The sequence below is a fragment of the Deinococcus actinosclerus genome (assembly GCF_001507665.1).
GTDB classification, from domain to species: domain Bacteria; phylum Deinococcota; class Deinococci; order Deinococcales; family Deinococcaceae; genus Deinococcus; species Deinococcus actinosclerus.
Window position 1 is genome coordinate 1,704,850 of the sequence record NZ_CP013910.1, and the last position, 18,078, is coordinate 1,722,927.

Below are 18,078 nucleotides of genomic sequence, written 5' to 3' on the forward strand. Positions count from 1 at the left end.
GCGCGCATGCCCTCTCCCTCCCTGCTGTCCGGCGCGGTGGACGTGCTCACCGCCTTCGACGCGGATCACACCGAGTGGCGCCTCTCAGAATTGTCACGGCATCTGGGTGTCCCCACGAGCACCCTGCACGAACAGCTGCTGGCGCTGTGCGAGACGGGCCTGCTCCTGCGCGCCGGGCGGGGCCGCTACCGGCTGGGCTGGCGGCTGCTGAAGCTCTCGAGCGCGCTGTACGGCAGCCTGCCGTGGTACGCCCCGGCGCACGCGGCGATGGAGCGGGCGGCGCGGGCCGGGCACTGCCTGGCCTTCCTGAGCGTACTGGACGCTTCGTCGGGGCGGGTGCTGTGCATCGCGCGCAGCGTGCAGGGCCGCGACGGGCCGCCCGTGGCCGGGGAACTCGATTTCAAGCTCCCGGCCCACGCCTCGGCCAGCGGGAAGCTGCTGCTGGCACTGGCCGGACGGCCCCTGCCCCCCGGCGGACCCGCCTTCACCCCGCACACCCTGACGGACGCCGCCGCGTGGGAAGCCGAGGCGGCGCGCATCCGGGCGCAGGACGCGGCGGTCACCCGCGACGAGTGGGCCAGCGGCACCTCCGGACTGGCCGCGCCGGTGCGGGACGCGACCGGGACGGTGCTGGCGGCGCTGGGCCTGAGCGTACCCACCCCCCGCCTGCGCGGCGAGACGCTGCTGCGCGCCCTGCGGGACGAGGCGGACGCGGTCAGCTGGGCGCTGGGCTGGCGCCCAGGATGAGGGCGGCCGGGATCAGCGCGGCGGCCTCCTCGGGCGGCAGGGGCCGCGCCAGCAGGAACCCCTGCGCGTGATCGCAGCCCAGGTCGCGCAGCAGGTCGTGCTGGCAGGCGTCCTTGATCCCCTCGACGGTCACGGTCATGTCCAGCGTCTGCGCCAGCTGGATCATCGCGCTCAGCAGCGCCGCCACGCGCGGCTGCCGCTCGGTGTTCAGGTGCCGGGTGAACGACCGGTCGACCTTCAGCTCGTCGAAAGGCAGGCTCTCGAGCATGCTCAGGCTGCTGTACCCGGTGCCGAAGTCGTCCATGGCGATCTGCACGCCCAGCGCCTTGAGCCGACCGATATGCTGCCGGGCGCGTTCCAGGTCGCGCGTCACAAGGCTCTCGGTGATTTCCAGGATCAGGTGCCGGGCGGGCAGGCCACTGTCCGCCAGCGCCGCGCGGACGATCTCCACGAAGTGGGGCAGGTCGAACTGGAGGGCCGAGACGTTCACCGACACGCAGAGGTTCCGCTCGGCGCAGCGCCACTCGGCCGCCTGCCGGCACGCCTCGCGCAGCACCCACTCCCCGATCGGCAGGATCAGCCGGGTCTCCTCGGCCAGCGGAATGAAGGTGGCCGGCGGGATGAGCCCGCGCGTGGGGTGCTGCCAGCGCAGCAGCGCCTCGAACCCCACCAGCTGCGAGGTGCGCAGCGCGTAGCGGCCCTGGTAGTGCAGGCGCAGCTCGTGGCCGCTCAGGGCAGTCCCCAGATCGCGTTCCAGCTGCTGACGCTCGCTGGGCTCACCCATGGCCGCGTCGAAATGCAGCACTTGGTTGCCGCCACTGCGCTTGACGCGGTACATGGCCATGTCGGCGTGCTGCTGCAGCGCCTCGGCGTCCAGCCCGTCGTCGGGCGCCACGGCACACCCGATGGACGCCGTGACCGTGACCGGATGGCCGTCCAGGTCGAAGGGGTCGCTCAGGGCGTCGGCGAGTTTCTGCGCGACCAGCGTGGCGTCGCCGCGCGCACTGACCCGGCGCAGCAGCACCGTGAACTCGTCGCCCCCTACCCGCCCGACCAGATCGCTGCCGCGCACGACGCTCTGGAGGCGGCACGCCACCTGTTGCAGCAGCGTGTCCCCGGCCAGGTGGCCGAGGGTATCGTTGACGTCCTTGAAGCGGTCGAGGTCGAGGAAGATCAGCGCGGCGTGTTCGTGCCCCGGCAGTTCCCGCAGGGTCTCGGCGGTGACCTGCTGGAAGTGCGCGCGGTTGGACACGCCGGTCAGCTGGTCGTGGGTGGCGCGGCGCAGGAGGTCGTGCTGCGCTTCCCGCAGCCGGCGGTTGGCCTGCGCGAGCTCCACGTTCCGCAGCCGCTCGATCTCGGTGTCGCGGTTCAGGAGCTCCATGCGGATCTCGGCGGTCAGCAGCTGTGAACGGGCGTCCACCTCGTGCTCGTGCACGGCGCGTTCCAGGGCGTGATGCGCCCGGGCGCACGCCAGCGCCTCCCTGAAGTGCCCGGCGCGCTCGTGCAGCTGCGCCAGTCCCTCCAGGGCCAGCATCTCGACCGGCCGGCTGCCCAGCGCGCGGCTGAGGTCCAGACTCTCGCGCAGCAGCGGCTCGGCTGCCCCCAGGTCGTCCAGTGCGAGGAGCGCGCGGGCGGCGGCGCTGGCCAGGCGGCTGACGCCCTCGTCGTCCTGCCGCTGACGGGCCGCCCGCAGTTCAGCCAGGGCTACGGTCAGGGCCGAGTCGGCCTGGCCCTGACGCAGCCGGGCCCGGCTGACGCACTCCTGCACGGTGCCGGTCCAGCGGGGCGGACCGACCTCCCGGATCAGCGGCAGGTGCTTGCAGGCGAGGTCCAGCACGGCCTGCGGGTCCTCCTGACGGTCCGCGATCAGGATCCGGTGGGTGATCAGCGAGGCCAGCATGATCGGGTCACGCAGCACCTGCGTGAGCTGCTGCGCGCAGGCGTGGAAGGTCTGCGCCTGCGTCAGCTGGCCGGTCGTGGTGTACAGCGCGGAGAGGTTGTTCAGGGCCCGGAAGGAGCCCACGTCGTCCCCGGCGCTCTGGGTAAGTTTCAGGCTGTCCAGGAACGCCTGGAGCGCCCGGTCGTACTCGGCGACGCGGTCGTGGTACAGCCCCAGGCCGTTCAGGCAGCGCGCCGTGAGGGGATGGTCACGCAGGGCGCGCGCGAGGTCCAGGGCGAGGTCCAGCTCGCGTTTCACCTCGGGCAGCTGGCCGGTGTACAGGGCGCAGCCGCCCAGCAGCAGATGCGCGGTCGCCTGCGCCCGCAGGTCACGGCCGTCCTGGGCGCGGGTCAGCAGTGCCCGGAGCTGGGCGCGCGTCACTTCCAGGGTGTTGTACATGCCCGCTTCCAGCGCCTGCAACTCGCGTTCCAGGGCACTTGGACTGAATTCCACGTCCGGTTGCGTCAAGGGGAACCTCCTGCCGTCTGTACCGTAGGGCCGCTCACCCCACAGATTCATCACACCCGGGCGTCCTTCAGGCGCACCTGTCGAGACCGGGGGTCAGGAGGACCGGAGGGGCCGGTCCGCTCAGCCGTCCATGAGTTTGGGCAGCATCCGCAGCCAGTTCACGTCCGCCCAGCGGGCCAGGAACGCCTGCGCCTCGGGGCTCAGGGGCTGGTCGAGTTCCACGGCCAGCAGCGCCTGCCCCCCGCGCGCCACGCGCGTACAGGTGAGCGTGGCGATGTTCACGCCGTCCGCCGCGATGGTCGTGGCGATGCGGGCGATCATGCCCACCGCGTCGGTGTAGCGCAGGATCAGCGTGGGGCTCGCGCCGCTGAAGTTCACGCCCAGGCCCTGCACGTGCGTGACGAGGATCACGCCGCCGCCCGTGCTGCTCCCCTGCACCGTGACCCGGTGGGTGTCGCCGCTCACCTCGATCAGGGCGGTATTCGGGTGCACGTCGCCCAGGTCCGAATCGTGGAACTCGAAGGTCAGGCCCTGCGCCTGCGCCTCCTCAAAGGCAGTGGGCAGGCGCTGGTCGTCGGGCCGCATGCCGAGCAGGCCCGCGATCAGCGCGAGGTGCGTGCCGTGTCCGCGCCCGGTCTTGGCGAACGAGGCGTGCAGGCCGATGCGGGCGGCGCGGGGCGGCTCGCCCAGCAGGTGATGCGCGACCAGCCCCAGACGGCAGGCCCCGGCGGTGTGGCTGCTGCTGGGGCCGATCATGACGGGCCCGATCATGTCGAGGAGGGACATGCGGCGAGTATAGGGCGGTGCCCGGGGAGCGGCCCATACCTGACCGCCCCTTCAGCCCATGACCTGAACTCAGTCCTGCCCGGTCAGCGGGCGGAGGTTCTCGCGCAGTTCCTCCACGCGTTCGCCCAGGTCGGCGTCCGGGTCTAGGCCGTTCGCGTCGGCGTTGCCGGTGGCGCCCTGCATGCCGCTCTCGATCGTCTCGGTCTGGTTCAGATCCTCGCGGTTCAGGACGGCGTTCTCAGTCTGCTCGCTGCTGGCGGTCTGCTCGGTGCGGGTGTCGTCGCTCATGCCCACAGCCTGCCGCGCCGGGCGTGGGCCCGGATGGGCGGAGGCTGTAGGGGCGTTCATGGCCGCGCGCAGCGCGCGGCCGCTCACGCCGGGCGTGGCGAGGGCCGCGCGGGCCAGCGGCACCCGGGTGCGCCCCGGCAGCGCCGCGAACAGGCGCAGCATCGTGCGGGCCAGTGCGCCGGGCGGCGTATCCGGGTCGAGGAAGGAGTGCCACGCGGCGGGCGGCAGCGCGAAGAACGCCCGGAAGAACGGCGCGAGCTGACCCGGGGGCAGGTTCAGCAGGGCCTGCACGCCCAGCAGGTGCACCTCGCGCGCGGCGCGGCTCTCGGGGGGCCACAGGGCCGCCCACGCCGCCGCGTGCGGGTCACGCCCGGCGCGCAGGGCACCCGCCGCCGCCTGGGCCACCCACGGCGCGGCGCGCAGGGCCCCCGCCACCTGAAACCCGCTGATGGGGTGCACCATGCCGCCAGCGGCCCCGAAGGCCAGCGGGCCGGGCGGCTCCGGGACGGCGGCGTTCATGGGGAACGCCACCCATTCCTCGTGCAGGATCTCGCCGGGCGGGGTGTCCTGCGCGCGCAGGCGCTCGTGCAGCCGCGCGCGCAGCGCCGCGCGGGTGGGCGCGGGGCGGGCGATCAGGCTGGTCTCCTCCACGAAGTAGGTGTCGCCGCCCAGGTGCATGGCGTACAGGAAGGTGGGGGTCTCGCCCGGGCCGTGCGGGGCGCGGTAGTCCATCCAGACCATCGCGCCCGGCGCGCTGGGGGGCCGCTCGAACCGGGCGGTGAGGCCGTACGCGGTCTGCAGGGCCGCGCCGCCCGGGTGCCGGGGCGGCGCAGGCTGCCCGCGTGCCCGGCGGCGTCCACCACGAAGCGGGCGGTCAGGGCGTGCCCCTCGCGGGTGTGCACCGTCCAGTGGGGGCCGTCCGGCGCAGCGTGCGTGACCGTGCCGAGCGTCCAGTCGGCCCCAGCCCTGTCCGGGCCGGCGGCGCGGTCCACTAGCGCGTGCAGGAAGCGGGTGTTGTCGAGCAGCGCGTAGGGCCGCAGCAGCGGCGTGGGCTGCGGGCCGGTGTACACCCGCACGTCCGTCCACACGTGCGCGGCGCAGGCCTGCGCCCAGCCGGGCAGATCGTCCAGCCACGCGCCGTACGTGGCGGGGAACGCCTGCGGCGCGTGCGGCGCCACGATCCGGACGCTCAGGTGCCGGGCGCGCAGCTCGGCGGCCAGGGCCAGCGCGGCGGGCCCGGCGCCGACGATCAGGGCGTCGGTATGCGCGGGCTCGGTGGGGGCGGGCATGCGCGCAGGGTAGCGTGCGCGTGCGGGCGGGGAGTGTAGCCGCGCGTCCATGAACGGCAGTTCAAGTCTGGACTGTGGCGCTCCGCGCTACCCACCCGGGCGCCGGGACTCTAGGGTGGGGGCATGACCCGAACCTCTGCCGCCCCGTCCCGCCGTTCCCGTGTGCCGCGCGCCGCGCTGCTGGGGCCGGCGCCCTGCTGCTCATGACGGCGCTGGCCGCCTGCTCGCGCGACGGCGCGCAGGGCACCCTGAACCGCGTGGTCTCCACTGCCGGCCTGAACGTGACGAGCAACGTCCGCTACGGCCCGGACGCCCGCAACGTGATGGACGTGTACGCCCCGCAGGACGCCCGCAGCGCTCCGGTGGTGCTGTTCATCCACGGCGGCTCCTGGGAGAACGGCGATAAGGACGGTCACAAGTTCGTCGGGGAGTCCCTGGCGCGCGCCGGGTACGTCACGGCGGTCATGAGCTACCGCCTCGCCCCGGCCAACCGGTATCCCTCGTACGTGCAGGACGCCGCGCAGGCGCTGAAGGTCCTGCGCGAGAAGGTGGGCGCGCTGGGCGGCAACCCGCAGAACGTGTTCGTGATGGGCCACTCGGCGGGGGGCTTCAACGCCGTGGAGGTCGTGGACAACGCCCGCTGGCTCGCGGAGGCGGACGTGCCGGTCAGCGCGATCCGCGGCGTGATCGGCGTGGCCGGGCCGTACTCGTATGACTTCCGGCAGTTCTCCAGCGCGAAGGCCTTCCCGGTGGGCGCCACCCCGGACGAGGTCATGCCTGACCGCCACGTGCGGGCGGACGCGCCGCCCCACCTGCTGCTCGTCGCCGAGAACGACGACACGGTCTACCCGCAGAACGCCCTGAACATGGAAGCGGCCCTCAAGCGCGCGGGCGTGCCGGTCACGCGCACGGTGCTGCCGAAACTGAACCACATCACGATCATCGCGGCGATGGCGCGCCCCCTGACGTTCCTGGGCGGCACCCGGCAGGCCGTCATCGACTTCATTGAGGCGCACCGGCTGCCCTGACGTCACACTCAGCGCGGGCAGGTAGCATGGACGGCGTGAGGCGTTCCCTGCTCCTGCTCGCGCTGCTGTGCCCGGCCCTGGGCAGCTGCCGCTACAACTTCGTGCCGCTGATTCCCGGTCAGATCGAACCGGAACTTCCGGCGCGCGTGACCGGCGCGGCCCTGACCCGCGACGGCGAGCGGCTGGTGCTGCGCGCCCAGGTGGACGGCCCGATCACGCCGGGGTTCCTGAGCGTGGCGTGGTTCAACGGCACGCAGGCCATCGGCACGGACAGCGTGTACCTCGACGCCGCGCAGCGCGCCGCGACCTTCGAACTGCGCGCCCCGGACAAGGGGGCCTACCGGGCGGTGCTGTCGTTCGGCGGCGCGGTGCTGCGGCAGGTGGAACTGTACGAGGTCAAACCGTGAGGGCGTGGCGCGGCGTCGTGGAGTGGACGGCGGGGCAGCGCGAGCGCTTCGTGTGGCGCGGCGGCCGCCTGGAGCCGCTGCGGATCGAGGCCCGGCCCGCGCCGGTGAACTACGGCTGCCTGCCGGGCACCCTGAACCCGGCCGACGACGCCGAGGTGGACGCCGTGTGGCTGGGCGAGCCGCTGGCGGTCGGCACGGAGCGCGAGGCGGTCCCGGCGGCCCTGCTGCACCTGCACGACGGGGATCACAAGGTGATCTTCAGCATGGGCCCAGTGCAGGGCGCGGCCCTCCAGGGGCTGCTGGCGTGGTTCCCGCCGGAGCGTGGGGCGACCGTGCAGGACGCCCACGCCGCGCAGGCGTGGCTGGAGTCGCTGACCGTCGTCCACTCCGGGTAGGTCCGGTCACCGGGACCCGGCGCCATCCGGCGTGCGGGCGTCCTGTGAGGCCCACGCCCGCGTGAGGTCGCGCAGCTGCCCGGCCACCCAGGTCAGGGCGTCGCTGCCCGGGTACGTGATCGCGCTGTGGTCCTCCCGGGCGGAGATGAAGCGGGTCAGGCCACGCGCGCTGCCGTCAAGGCGGACGTTGCCTTCCACCTCGAACAGGTAGTTCACGGCGTAGCCGTTCTGCGCGCCGCGTTTCGGGAAGCGCTTGCTCTGCACCTCGATGCCGCGCGCGACGTTGGGCCACACGACGTCCTTGCTGTTCACGCGGCGGCCCGCGACGGGCATGGGGTCGCAGGCGCTCAGGGGCGAGAACGGCTCGGCCGAGTGGATGAGCGGGCCGAAATCGGACTTCCAGCCCAGGCAGATGCCGTCCAGGTCGATCTGCGCCGCGAAAGGCACCTCGGGGCGGTCGCGGGTCAGCTGGTGCAGCCACGCCACGCCCTGCGAGTGTCCCAGCAGCACCAGCCTCGGCGCGGCAGCGCCGGGCCACGCGGCGCGCAGGGCGTCCAGATCGGCCAGCAGGGCCGGGTAGCCGCGCTGCTCGGTGCCGGTGCGGGTGGACACGAAACTCGCCAGTGGACTGCTGGCGTAGTTGGCGGCCTGCACGGTCAGCCCCGCCGCCACAAATTCCCGGGCGACGCGGTCCACAGTGCCGCGGGACCCCAGGTACGCCCAGTTGTCGCGCGGCGCGGCGCACGGCACGCCGCAGCGGCCCGAGACGCTGAGGATCACCACGTCCGGCGCGGGCGCACTCAGGTTCAGGGCCGGGGTGGCCGTGGGATTCACGCTCAGTGTGGGGGCGCAGGCGGTGAGCAGCAGGGCGGACAGGAGCGCGGCACGCATCGGACGTCCAGTGTATGCGCCGCGCCGCCCGGCGCCGGCGCCACCCTTCACGGGCCGTCCGTGGCCCGGGCGCGGTAGAGCTTCACTGGCCGCCCGGCGTTCCCGTACTGGTGCTCCAGCGTGGCCTGCTCGCTGCGCACGAGGTGTTCGAGGTAGCGCCACGCGGTCACGCGGCTGAGACCCACCTGCTCGCCGATCTCCTCGGCGGTCACGGCGTGCTGCGCGGCGCCCAGGGCCAGCACGACGCGTTCCAGGGTGTTCGGGTCGATGCCGCGCGGCAGGGCGCTCGGTTGCGCCGCGCCGTGCCCGAGCAGGCGGTCGAGCCGCCCCTGGTCCAGGCGGGCCGCGCCGGGCCCCGGCAGGCGGCGGGTGCGGTGCCGGGCGAGCAGCTCCTGAAGCCGCGCGCCGGTAAACGGTTTGATCAGGTAGTCGAACGCGCCGTGTGCGAGGGCCAGCCGGACACTGGCCTCGTCGTCAGCGGCGGTGATCAGGGCCACGTCGGTGGTCAGGCCGTGCGCGCGCCAGTGCCGCAGCAGGCCCAGGCCGCTGCCGTCGGGCAAGTGCACGTCCAAGAGGATCAGATCGGGTTTCAGCGCCTGGGCCAGCGCGTCGCCCTGGGCGCAGGTGGCGGCGCTGCCGACGACGTGCACGTCGGGGTCGCGTTCGAGCAGGTCGCGGTTGACGCGGGCGACGCGCAGGTCGTCCTCGACGAGCAGCACGCGGATTCGGGCAGTCATGCGGTCACCTCGGCCGGTTCGGGGGGGCGGTGCGGGAGGGGCTGCGGGAGGCTCAGCTGGAAGACGGTCAGCGGGCCGCGCCGGGTGTGGCGCAGGCTGCCGCCCAGGCCCTGCACGCGCGAGTAGACGCCGTGCAGGCCGTAGCCGCGGCCCTCGCCCTTGCTGCTCGCCCCCCGGTTGAAGAGGGTGTCGTGCAGGGCTGATGGCACGCCGGGACCGCTGTCCTCCACCTCGACCTGCATGCCGTCCGGGTCCTCGCCCAGCGTGACGGTCACCAGCCCCGGCTGCCCGGCGAGCGCCTCGAAGGCGTTCTCCGTGAGGTTCCCCACGGCGCTGACCAGGGTGTCGGCGTGGCGTTCCCAGTGGGGGCCCAGGTGGCTGCCCTCGGTGATCTGGAAGTCGATGCCGAGTTCCTGCGCCCGCTCGCGCTTGCCGACGAGCAGCGCCACCAGCCGGGGCACCTGCACGTCGCGCAGCAGCTGGCGGAACTGCGCGTCGGCGTGGATCTCGGCGTTCAGGACGCGCAGGGCCTCCTCCCCCGCCCGAGCTGCAGCAGACCGGACAGGACGTGCAGGCGGTTCTGGTACTCGTGCGTCTGGGCGCGTAGGACGTCCACGAAGCCCCGCGCGTGCGTGAGTTCCTCGGCCAGGGCCAGGGCCTCGGCGCGGTCACGGAAACCCGCCACGAAGCCGCCGCCCTCCAGGGGTTCGAGGTTCACGAGGACCGGTTCGCCCCGCAGGGCCAGTTCCAGGTTCTGGGTGCGCGCCGCCCCACCGGCGGTCAGGAGGGCCAGTTCCGGCCAGAGGGTCGCCAGGGGCGCCGGGGCGCTCTGGCCGCCCAGCAGGGTCACGGCGCGGTCGCTACTGAGCGTCACGAGGCCGCCGGCGTCCACGGCCAGGACGCCCTCGCGCAGCGCGGCCAGCACCGCGCGCTGCTGGCGGGCCAGCGCGGCGATCTGCTCGGGTTCCAGGTTCAGGATCTCGGCCCGCAGGCGACGCGCGGCCCACACCGCGCCCACCGTGCCCAGGCCCAGCGCGAGCACGAACCACGGCAGCAGACTGATCAGCGCGCTGCCCACGAGGTGCCACACCTGCGGCATGAGGTACCCGGTACTGACCACGCCCACCACGCGGCTGCCGGGCACGCCGCCCGCCCAGACCGGCACCTTGCCGCGCACGCTCAGGCCCAGGCTGCCGCGCGCGACCGACACGACCTCCTGCCCGGCGAGCGGCTGGGCGTTGTCGCCGCCCTCCATGGGTTTGCCCAGCCGCTCCGGCACCGGGTGCGCCAGCCGGATGCCGCGCGCGTTGCCGACCACGATGAAATCCGCGTCCGCCTCCTCGCGCAGCACGTTCACCTGGGCGTTCAGCGCGGGGTTCTGCGTGCCACGCTCGGTGCCCTGCACGACCACGGGCAGCTTCGCCACGATGCGGCTGGCGGTCAGGGCGCGCTCGCCCAGTCGCTCGCGGGCCTCGCCGTACAGCTGCGCGGTCTGCACGACCACGAGCAGGGCGGTCATGCCGCACAGCACGAACAGGTGCAGGCGCACCAGTCGGCCCTGGAGGTTGGGGCGGCGTCGGGTCATGGGTGTTCGCCCCCAATTGTAGGAGCCGCCCACCCCCGCACCCAGGGGTTGCGTGCATTGCGTTCACGGCCGTGCATTGCGTACATGGATTGCGCGCCCAGCACGCAAAAAAACTCTTGTGACGTGCGGCGGAGCGGCGTAGGGTACGGGTGACACCACAACCCACCCCCTCACCGGAGGAATCCCATGAAGAAGACTGCCATCCTGGCCGCGTCCGCCCTGCTGACGCTCGCCGCGCCCGCCACCGCCCAGAACCTCAGCAACCTGCGCATCATGGCCCCCGCCAGCCCCGGCGGCGGCTGGGACCAGACCAGCCGCACCATCCAGACCGTGCTCCAGAACCAGGGCATCGCCAAGCCCGTGCAGGTGTTCAACGTGCCCGGCGCGGGCGGCACCATCGGCCTGGCGCAGCTGTACAACAGCAAGGGCGACAGCAACCTGCTGATGACCATGGGCCTCGTGATGGTCGGCGCGATCCAGACGAACTCCTCCAAGGTGGACCTCAGCCGCGTCACGCCGATCGCCCGCCTGACCGGCGAGTACGAGGTCATCGTGGTGCCCACCAGCAGCCCCTACAAGACCCTGGGTGACCTCGCGGCCGCCTGGAAGGCCAACCCCAGCCTGCCCTTCGCGGGCGGCAGCGCCGGCGGCACCGACCACATGCTCGTCGGCCTGTTCGCCAAGGCGGCGGGCGTGGACCCCCGCAAGATGAACTACGTGCCCTTCAGCGGCGGCGGCGAGACCCTCGCGGCGGTGCTGGGCAACCAGGTGACGGCCGCCGTGGCCGGGTACGGCGAGTTCGAGGCGCAGATCAAGGCCGGCAAACTCCGCGCCCTGGGCATCAGCGCCCCCAAGGCCCAGCCGGGCATTCCGGTCGCCACCATGAAGTCCCAGGGCTTCAACGTGGATCTGGCGAACTGGCGCGGCATCGTGGCCCCCCCCGGCCTGAGCAGCAGCGAGAAGGGCGCGCTGGTGGCCGCCATGGACAAGCTGCACGCCAGCAAGGAATGGAAGGACACCATCAAGACCCGCAACTGGACGGACCTGTACATGAGCGGCAGCAAGTTCGACGTGTTCCTGAAGCTGGAAGCGACCCGCACCCGCGAGATCCTCAAGGATATCGGGCTCGTCAAGTAAAGCCTGCGGCTGGTCGTGCCGGGCGGTGGCGAGTTTCCTTCGCGCCGCCCGGCCCCACGTCGAGTCTCCCCCGTCCTTCCCTGCCCTGCGAGGTTCCGTGCATGTCTGATCCCGTCTCCACTCCCATTCCCGCCGCGCGCCGCGGCCTGAGCGTGCCCGACCTGCTGGTCGCGCTGGGTGTCCTGATCGTCGGGGCCCTGCTCCTGATCGGCACGCTGAAGATTCCCTTCGGCATCAACGCGTACGTCGGCCCGCGCGTGTTTCCCATGATCGTGTCGGTCGGCACGCTGGCGCTGGGCGCGCTGCTGCTCGCCGCGACGCTGCGCGGCTACCGCGCCGAACCCGCCGCCGAGGAGGACAGCGACCCGGACGCCCAGCCGGATCTGCGCCAGCCCGGGATCATCCTGGGCGGCTTCCTGCTGGGCGCGCTAATCCTCACGCCGCTGGGCTTCGTGGTGGGCACAGCCGTCATGTACTTCAGCGTGGGCTTCGCGTTCGGTGAGCGCCGCGTGCCCCTGCTGGCGGGCGTCGCCCTGATCGTCGCGCTCGTCACGTACGTGGCGTTCACGCGCGGTCTGGGCCTGAGCCTCCCGGCGGGCATCCTGAAAGGGGTGCTGTGATGGACGCCATTCAGTCCCTGTTCGCGGGCTTCGAAACCGCCCTGACCCCCCTGAACCTGCTGTGGGCCCTGGTGGGTGTGACGCTGGGCACCCTGGTCGGCGTGCTGCCCGGCATCGGCCCGGCCCTGACCGTGGCGCTGCTGCTGCCGGTCACGGCGAAACTCCCGCCCGTGAGTGCGTTCATCATGTTCGCCGGGATCTACTACGGCGGGATGTTCGGCGGCAGCACCACCAGCATCCTGCTGAACACCCCGGGCGAGTCGAGCAGCATCATCACCGCCCTGGAAGGCAACAAGATGGCCCGCCGGGGCCGCGCGGCCGCCGCCCTGGCGACCGCCGCGATCGGATCGTTCGTGGCGGGCACCATCGGCACGGCACTGTTAACCATAGCCGCGCCAGCTATTGCGGACGTAGCAGTCAAAATTCCTGCCAGCGCCACCTTCTCCATCACTGTTCTCGCCTTCGTGCTGATCAGTGCGACATTCGGCTCGTCACCACTGAGAGGCCTAATCAGTCTCTTCATTGGTCTGGCATTTGCCCTCATCGGCATCGACAGTCAGAGTGGTCAGGCCCGCTTCACGCTGGGATTCCCTGAGCTGTTGGACGGGATTGATTTCATTGTTCTGGTGATCGGCCTGTTTGCGGTGGGCGAGACCCTCTATGTGGCAAGCCGTCTGCGGAAAGACAAAGCCAGCGTGATCAAACTGGCCGGAAACGCCAACATGAACCGCGAGGACTGGCGGCGCTCGTGGAAACCATGGCTGCGCGGCACGGCGCTGGGCTTCCCGTTCGGCGCGATCCCGGCGGGCGGCGCGGAGATCCCCACCTTCCTGTCCTACACACTCGAGAAGAAACTCAGCAAGCACCCCGAGGAGTTCGGCAAGGGCGCCATCGAGGGCGTGGCCGGACCGGAAGCGGCGAACAACGCGTCCGCGGCGGGCGTGCTCGTGCCGCTGCTGACCCTGGGCCTGCCCACCAGCGCCACTGCCGCGATCCTGCTCGGCGCGTTCCAGCAGTACGGCATTCAGCCAGGGCCACTGCTCTTCGCCACGAATGGGGATCTGGTATGGGGTCTGATCGCCAGTCTGTTTATTGGCAACGTCATGCTGCTCGTGCTCAATCTGCCCTTAGCGCCTGTCTGGGCGAAGCTGCTGCTCGTGCCGCGCCCATTCCTGTACGCCGGGATTCTGGTGTTCAGCACGGTAGGGGTGTACTCACTGAACAACAGCGTGTTTGACCTGGTGCTGCTGGCCATCGTCGGGGTGATCGGGTTCCTGATGCGGCGGTTTGACTTCCCTATCACGCCAGCGATCATCGGGGCGATTCTGGGACCAGTCGCCGAGAAGCAGTTCAGAACTGCCGTGCAAAACAGCCAAGGGGATTTCGCCGTATTCTTCCAACAGCCCCTCTCGGCGTTCATCCTGCTGATCGTGCTGGCGGCGCTGGTGGTGCCGCAAGTCCTCAAGTACCGCGCGGCGCGGCAGGGTGCGACCGGCTGAGCGCACCGAACACCAGAGGAGGTCGGGCCATGACGCGCCCGGCCTCTTTCTTTTGCTCAGCGCACGCCGCCCTCCAGCAGCAGCCAGAGGTGCCGCAGCAATTCATCCACGTCGTGGAAGGTGCGGGTGTCCTGCGGGCGGCCCTGGGGTTCCAGGTGGATGGTCGGGCGGGCAGCCGGAGTAGCGGGGGCAGGCTGCTCGATGCGGACGATGTAAGCGGTGGGGGGCTGTGGGGGGGGCACGGGGTCTCCTTGCGGGGCAGTCTGGCGTGGGGGGTGTTGCGCGGGCGTTGCGCGCGTACACTGGGGGTACTCATGAACACCGGGTCAGTGCTGATCCTGCGGACGCTGGGCGTGCCCCGCGTGACCGGTCCGGCCGGGCTGCTGGACGTGACGGGCAAGAGTCTGGCGCTCCTCATGTTCCTGGCGCTGGAGGGCGAGACGCCGCGCGAGGTGCTCGCCGACCTGCTGTGGTCGGATCAGGGGGGCGACGCGGCGCGCCGGAACCTGCGGGTGCAGCTGCATCGCCTCCGGGGCTCGGGTCTGGCGGAGTGGCTGGAGGTGACGCCGGGGGCGGCGGCGCTGCGCGGCGAGGTTCAGGTGGATCTGCTCGCGCTGCGCGCGGCCCTGGCGGCGGGGGACGCGCCGGGCGCGGCGGCGCGGGTGGGGGGGCGGTTCCTGGATCACCTGAGCGTGCCGGGCGCGGCGGAGTTCGGGGCGTGGCAGGAGCGGGTGGCGGGGCAGGCGCTGGACGAGCAGCTGCGGGCGCTGGACGCGCTGGCGGCGCACGAGGCGGCGCGGGGGGCGTGGCCGGGCGTGCTGGCGGCGCACGCGCGGGCGCTGGGTCTGGAGCCGCTGCGCGAGCGGAGCGTGCGGGCGCAGATGGAGACGCTGGCGGCGCTGGGGCAGCGGGAGGAGGCGCTGGACGTCTACCGGGCGCTGTGCCGCCGCCTGCGCGAGGAGCTGGGCGCGCAGGCCCAGCCGCTGCCCGCCACGCGCCTGCTCGCCCAGGACATAGCCCAGGCGCCGGCACCATCCGGGGGCGCGGCGCCGGCGGGACCGCTGGTGGGCCGCTCGGCGGAGGTCGCGGCGCTGCGCGCGGCGCGGACGATCCTGGTGCTGGGCGAGGCGGGCATCGGGAAGTCGCGGCTGCTGCGCGGCGCGGCGGGGGACGCGCTGGTGCTGCGCGGCGCGCCGGAACTCACGCCGCTGCCGTTCGGGGCGCTGCTGGACGCCCTGCGGGCGCAGCCGTCGCTGGCGTGGTGCCCGGAGCCGCTGCGCCCGGCGCTCGTGGCGACGCTGGGGGCGCCGGGCGGGGCGGGCCTGCCGGACCGGGGGGCGACGCTGGACGTGCTGGCCCAGGCGCTGCTGGCCCTGGCGGGGGGCCGCCCCGTGATCGCCGAGGACCTGCACTGGCTGGACGCCGGGTCGCTGGAGGCGGCGTTCCTGGCGCTGCACCGGGGCGCGCGGCACCTGTGGCTCTCGGCCCGCCCGGAGGACCTGGCGGGCCGGGCGGACGTGCTGGAGGTGCTGGCGCGGGTGAATCCGCCGCATCTGACCCTCCCGGAACTGCCGCTGGAGGGGGTGGTGGAGCTGATCACGCGGCTGGCGGGCCGCGAGGCGCCGCTGTTCAGCGCGCGGCTGTTCGAGGCGACGGCCGGGCACCCACTGTTCCTGATGGAGACCCTGCGCGACCTGCGCGAGCGCGGCGTGCTCTCCGAGCGGGGGGGCCGGTGGCACACGCCGTTCGATGCGTTCACGGTGGATTACGCCGAGGTGCCGGTGCCGCCGTCGGTGACGCAGGCGATCCGGGGCCGCGTGGAGCGGCTGGGCCGCGTGACGCGGCAGCTCCTCCAGGCGGGGGCGCTGTGGGGCGAGGCGTTCCCGCCCGCGCTGGTGGCGGGGTGCGTGGGCGTGCCGGTCGGGGATGCGCTGGACGAGTTGGAGAGGGCGCAGGAGGCGCGGCTGGTCACCCCGGACGGGGCAGGGTTCCGCTTCGGGCATGACCTGCACCGCCGGGCGCTGCTGGACGGCCTGAGCGGCGCGCGCCGGGCGCACCTGCACGCGGGACTGGCGGCGCTGGCCCCGGCCGGGACCCCGGCGGGGACGGTCGCGCGGCACTTCGAGCTGGGTGGGGAGCCGAATCGGGCGTGGCCGCTGTGGGTGCAGGCGGCGCGGGAGGCCGAGGGCCTGTTCGCGCACGCGGACGCCTTCGCGCTGTACGGGCGGGCGCTGGCGTGCGGCGCGCCGCCGCGCGAGGCGTTCGCGGTGCGGGTGGCCCGCAGTGAACTGTGCCGTCACCTGGACGACGAACCGGGCCGCGAGGCGGAACTGGCCGCGCTGGCGCAGCTCGCGGCCGGGCTGGACGACGCGGGGTGCTGGGCGGACCTCGCCGCGCGCCGCGCGAAGTGGCACACGGAACGGGACGAGTACGCCCTGGCGGTCGCGGAGGTGCGGGCGGCCCTGGCGGGTTTCGGTGGGGCGCTGGATGGGAACACCCGCTCGGCGCTGCTGCTGGAGGGCGGCGCGGCCCTGGCCTGCCTGGAGGACTGGCCCGCGTCGGCCGGTCTGCTGCAGGAGGCCCTGGCGCTGACGCGGGAGCGGTTGCCGGTGCGGGCGTCGAACGTCCTGTACTGGCTGGGGTACGGCGCGTACCGGACCGGTGAGTTCGCGGAGGCCGAGCGGGCCTACCGCCAGTCGGTGGAGGTCCTGCCGCCCGGCACCCTGTCGCGCGGGCGGGTGCTGAGCCTGTGGAAGGTGGGGGCGTGCCTGCGCCGCCTGGGTCAGCTCTGCGAGGCCGCACAGGCGCTGCGCGAGGCGGACGACAGTGCCCGCACCCTGAACGCGGGCTCTGTCCGGGGGCTGATCGTGGCCGAGCAGGCGGCACTGGCCTTCACGCAGGGAGAATGGGAGGTCGCTTCGGCGCTGGCGGCTGAGGCGCAGACCCTCCTGACCCCGGGGGGCGAGGAGGGCTGGGACGTCCTCAATCCGCTGCTGGCCGCGCTGGCCACCGGGCCGGTCACCGCGACGCACTGAACAGGCAGAGGCCGCCGCCGGGACAGTCCCGTGCGGCGGCCTCCGTTCCGGCCGGTCAGGCGACGTCGATCTCTTCGAGCACCGTCACTTCCGGGGCGCTGGCGAACCACTCGCCGGCCTTGGCGCGGTACGCCTGGTAGTGTTCGCTGTCGCGGTGGGCCTGGGTGGCCTCGCGGTCGCGGTAGCGTTCCTGCACGTGGAAGCGCACCGTGCCGTCCTTCTCCTCGCGCAGCAGGTCGTAGCGGAGGTTGCCTTCCTCCTGACGGCTGGCCCGGACCATGTTCAGCATCTCGGCCTGCACGTCGTTCACGTGTTCGGGTTTCGGGGTGATGATGGCGTGGACGGCGATGACGCTCATGCGTTCACCGCGTCGCCCTTCAGCGCGCCGAGCAGGGCGGTGACGAATTCCTCGTCGCTCATGGGGTTCTGCCCGGTGATGAGTTCACGGTCACGCACGACGTGGCTCTGGTACTTGCCGCCGTTCTGCACGTCCATGCCGGCGGCGCGCAGGGCGTCGGCGGGGTAGTACTGCATGGGGGCCTCGAAGGTCTTCTCGGCGTCCTGTTCCTCGGGGGTGCTGAACACGGTGGCCTTGTAGCCGTCGTAGATGAAGCCCTGCGCGGCGGGCGTCTCGCCGTGCCGGAGGGCTGTCTGGTAGGCGGCGGCGTCCTGCTGCGCGGCGAGCAGCGCGACGGGTGCGTGGCAGATGAGCGCGGTGGGCTGGCCCTTCTCGTGGAAGTGGCGCAGCACCCTGCCCAGGTCGGCGTCGCGCATGAGTTCGATCATGGGGGCGTGCCCGCCGGGCAGGAACACCGCGTCGAACTGGTCGAGGTTCGCGGCGGCGTCGCTCAGCTTGTGGATGGGACCGCTGAGGGTCTGCTCGACGAAGGCCTTGATCTGCGCGTGCTCGGCCTCGTCCTTGAAGAAGTCCTTGGTGTCGCTGCCGTGGTCCATGGGGGGACGGTTCCCCTTGGGCGTGGCGATGGTCAGCGCGTAGCCCTCCTGGGTCAGGCGGTGGGCGGGCACGCCGAATTCGTTGAGGTAGAAGCCGGTGGCGTGCGTCTGGCCGCCTTTCAGGGGGAGCTGGTCTTCGCTGGACATCACGACGAGGATGTTCTTGGTCATGGGCGACACCTTAAGCGCCGCCGCCGGGCTGGACTGTCGAACCCCTTACTTTGCTTTTCAAAGCATTCAGGTTGGGTAAAGAGGTTGGGCGGCGCTCCCCTG

General features: G+C 72.6%; 18 protein-coding genes and 1 pseudogene. 8 read left to right on the forward strand and 11 right to left on the reverse strand.

The window, feature by feature from the left end; genetic code table 11:
* The first annotated feature begins 6 nt into the window (after positions 1 to 6).
* Positions 7 to 747, forward strand: coding sequence for an IclR family transcriptional regulator (locus AUC44_RS08355; protein ID WP_062158211.1), 741 nt, complete (start codon positions 7 to 9; stop codon positions 745 to 747).
* On the opposite strand, the gene AUC44_RS08360 is transcribed toward AUC44_RS08355, so the two are convergent.
* From AUC44_RS08360 to AUC44_RS17055, 4 genes and pseudogenes are all read right to left on the reverse strand, one after another.
* Positions 716 to 3,154 (reverse strand): EAL domain-containing protein, encoded by a 2,439-nt coding sequence (locus AUC44_RS08360; RefSeq protein WP_062158212.1) that lies wholly within the window; start codon positions 3,152 to 3,154, stop codon positions 716 to 718. The genes AUC44_RS08355 and AUC44_RS08360 overlap by 32 nt on opposite strands.
* Before the next feature lie 120 nt (positions 3,155 to 3,274).
* Complete coding sequence (gene sdaAB / locus AUC44_RS08365; RefSeq protein WP_062158213.1) at positions 3,275 to 3,940, reverse strand: L-serine ammonia-lyase, iron-sulfur-dependent subunit beta; 666 nt, start codon at positions 3,938 to 3,940, stop codon at positions 3,275 to 3,277.
* 69 nt (positions 3,941 to 4,009) lie between these two features.
* Positions 4,010 to 5,182 carry a lycopene cyclase family protein gene (locus tag AUC44_RS08370; RefSeq protein WP_231724582.1) on the reverse strand — a complete coding sequence of 391 codons (1,173 nt, stop codon included), beginning with the start codon at positions 5,180 to 5,182 and terminating at the stop codon, positions 4,010 to 4,012.
* Positions 5,128 to 5,568 (reverse strand): annotated as a pseudogene (locus tag AUC44_RS17055) (lycopene cyclase family protein); the annotation flags it as partial. The pseudogene AUC44_RS17055 and the gene AUC44_RS08370, both read right to left, overlap by 55 nt.
* 152 nt (positions 5,569 to 5,720) lie before the next feature.
* Here AUC44_RS17055 and AUC44_RS08375 point away from each other — a divergent pair.
* Genes AUC44_RS08375 through AUC44_RS08385 form a run of 3 tightly spaced genes read left to right on the forward strand, consistent with a single transcriptional unit; the run spans position 5,721 to position 7,347 of the window.
* Complete coding sequence (locus tag AUC44_RS08375) at positions 5,721 to 6,545, forward strand: alpha/beta hydrolase (RefSeq protein ID WP_062158214.1); 825 nt, start codon at positions 5,721 to 5,723, stop codon at positions 6,543 to 6,545.
* 26 nt (positions 6,546 to 6,571) lie between these two features.
* Positions 6,572 to 6,952 (forward strand): hypothetical protein, encoded by a 381-nt coding sequence (locus tag AUC44_RS08380; protein ID WP_062158215.1) that lies wholly within the window; start codon positions 6,572 to 6,574, stop codon positions 6,950 to 6,952.
* Positions 6,949 to 7,347: an inorganic pyrophosphatase gene (locus AUC44_RS08385; protein ID WP_062158216.1), complete on the forward strand. Its 399-nt coding sequence runs from the start codon at positions 6,949 to 6,951 to the stop codon at positions 7,345 to 7,347. Before AUC44_RS08380 ends, AUC44_RS08385 begins: the two co-directional genes overlap by 4 nt.
* 6 nt (positions 7,348 to 7,353) lie before the next feature.
* Here the strand turns inward: AUC44_RS08385 and AUC44_RS08390 are convergent, their stop codons facing one another.
* Genes AUC44_RS08390 through AUC44_RS08400 form a run of 4 tightly spaced genes read right to left on the reverse strand, consistent with a single transcriptional unit; the run spans position 7,354 to position 10,560 of the window.
* On the reverse strand, positions 7,354 to 8,238 hold the full coding sequence (locus AUC44_RS08390) for a lipase family protein (RefSeq protein WP_062158217.1): 885 nt from the start codon (positions 8,236 to 8,238) through the stop codon (positions 7,354 to 7,356).
* Between the two features lie 47 nt (positions 8,239 to 8,285).
* The gene (locus AUC44_RS08395) at positions 8,286 to 8,975 is read right to left on the reverse strand and encodes a response regulator (RefSeq protein ID WP_062158218.1); all 690 of its coding nucleotides are present in this window, start codon (positions 8,973 to 8,975) and stop codon (positions 8,286 to 8,288) included.
* Positions 8,972 to 9,442 (reverse strand): sensor histidine kinase, encoded by a 471-nt coding sequence (locus tag AUC44_RS17060; RefSeq protein ID WP_231724393.1) that lies wholly within the window; start codon positions 9,440 to 9,442, stop codon positions 8,972 to 8,974. The genes AUC44_RS08395 and AUC44_RS17060 overlap by 4 nt, the downstream gene beginning before the upstream one ends.
* A 47-nt stretch (positions 9,443 to 9,489) precedes the next feature.
* On the reverse strand, positions 9,490 to 10,560 hold the full coding sequence (locus AUC44_RS08400; protein WP_231724394.1) for a sensor histidine kinase: 1,071 nt from the start codon (positions 10,558 to 10,560) through the stop codon (positions 9,490 to 9,492).
* Positions 10,561 to 10,746: 186 nt separating this feature from the next.
* Here AUC44_RS08400 and AUC44_RS08405 point away from each other — a divergent pair, with 186 nt between their 5' ends.
* From AUC44_RS08405 to AUC44_RS08415, 3 genes are all read left to right on the forward strand, one after another.
* Positions 10,747 to 11,697 carry a Bug family tripartite tricarboxylate transporter substrate binding protein gene (locus tag AUC44_RS08405; protein WP_062158219.1) on the forward strand — a complete coding sequence of 317 codons (951 nt, stop codon included), beginning with the start codon at positions 10,747 to 10,749 and terminating at the stop codon, positions 11,695 to 11,697.
* 101 nt (positions 11,698 to 11,798) lie between these two features.
* On the forward strand, positions 11,799 to 12,317 hold the full coding sequence (locus tag AUC44_RS08410; RefSeq protein WP_062158220.1) for a tripartite tricarboxylate transporter TctB family protein: 519 nt from the start codon (positions 11,799 to 11,801) through the stop codon (positions 12,315 to 12,317).
* The gene (locus AUC44_RS08415) at positions 12,317 to 13,816 is read left to right on the forward strand and encodes a tripartite tricarboxylate transporter permease (protein WP_062158221.1); all 1,500 of its coding nucleotides are present in this window, start codon (positions 12,317 to 12,319) and stop codon (positions 13,814 to 13,816) included. Before AUC44_RS08410 ends, AUC44_RS08415 begins: the two co-directional genes overlap by 1 nt.
* Before the next feature lie 56 nt (positions 13,817 to 13,872).
* Here the strand turns inward: AUC44_RS08415 and AUC44_RS16815 are convergent, their stop codons facing one another.
* Positions 13,873 to 14,058: a hypothetical protein gene (locus tag AUC44_RS16815; protein WP_062158222.1), complete on the reverse strand. Its 186-nt coding sequence runs from the start codon at positions 14,056 to 14,058 to the stop codon at positions 13,873 to 13,875.
* A 72-nt stretch (positions 14,059 to 14,130) separates the two neighbouring features.
* On the opposite strand from AUC44_RS16815, the gene AUC44_RS08425 reads away from it, so the two are divergent.
* On the forward strand, positions 14,131 to 16,851 hold the full coding sequence (locus AUC44_RS08425) for an ATP-binding protein (RefSeq protein ID WP_062158223.1): 2,721 nt from the start codon (positions 14,131 to 14,133) through the stop codon (positions 16,849 to 16,851).
* 55 nt (positions 16,852 to 16,906) lie between these two features.
* Here the strand turns inward: AUC44_RS08425 and AUC44_RS08430 are convergent, their stop codons facing one another.
* Positions 16,907 to 17,209 carry a putative quinol monooxygenase gene (locus AUC44_RS08430; RefSeq protein ID WP_062158224.1) on the reverse strand — a complete coding sequence of 101 codons (303 nt, stop codon included), beginning with the start codon at positions 17,207 to 17,209 and terminating at the stop codon, positions 16,907 to 16,909.
* Positions 17,206 to 17,976 carry a type 1 glutamine amidotransferase domain-containing protein gene (locus AUC44_RS08435; protein WP_062158225.1) on the reverse strand — a complete coding sequence of 257 codons (771 nt, stop codon included), beginning with the start codon at positions 17,974 to 17,976 and terminating at the stop codon, positions 17,206 to 17,208. The genes AUC44_RS08430 and AUC44_RS08435 overlap by 4 nt, the downstream gene beginning before the upstream one ends.
* Positions 17,977 to 18,078: the final 102 nt, after the last annotated feature.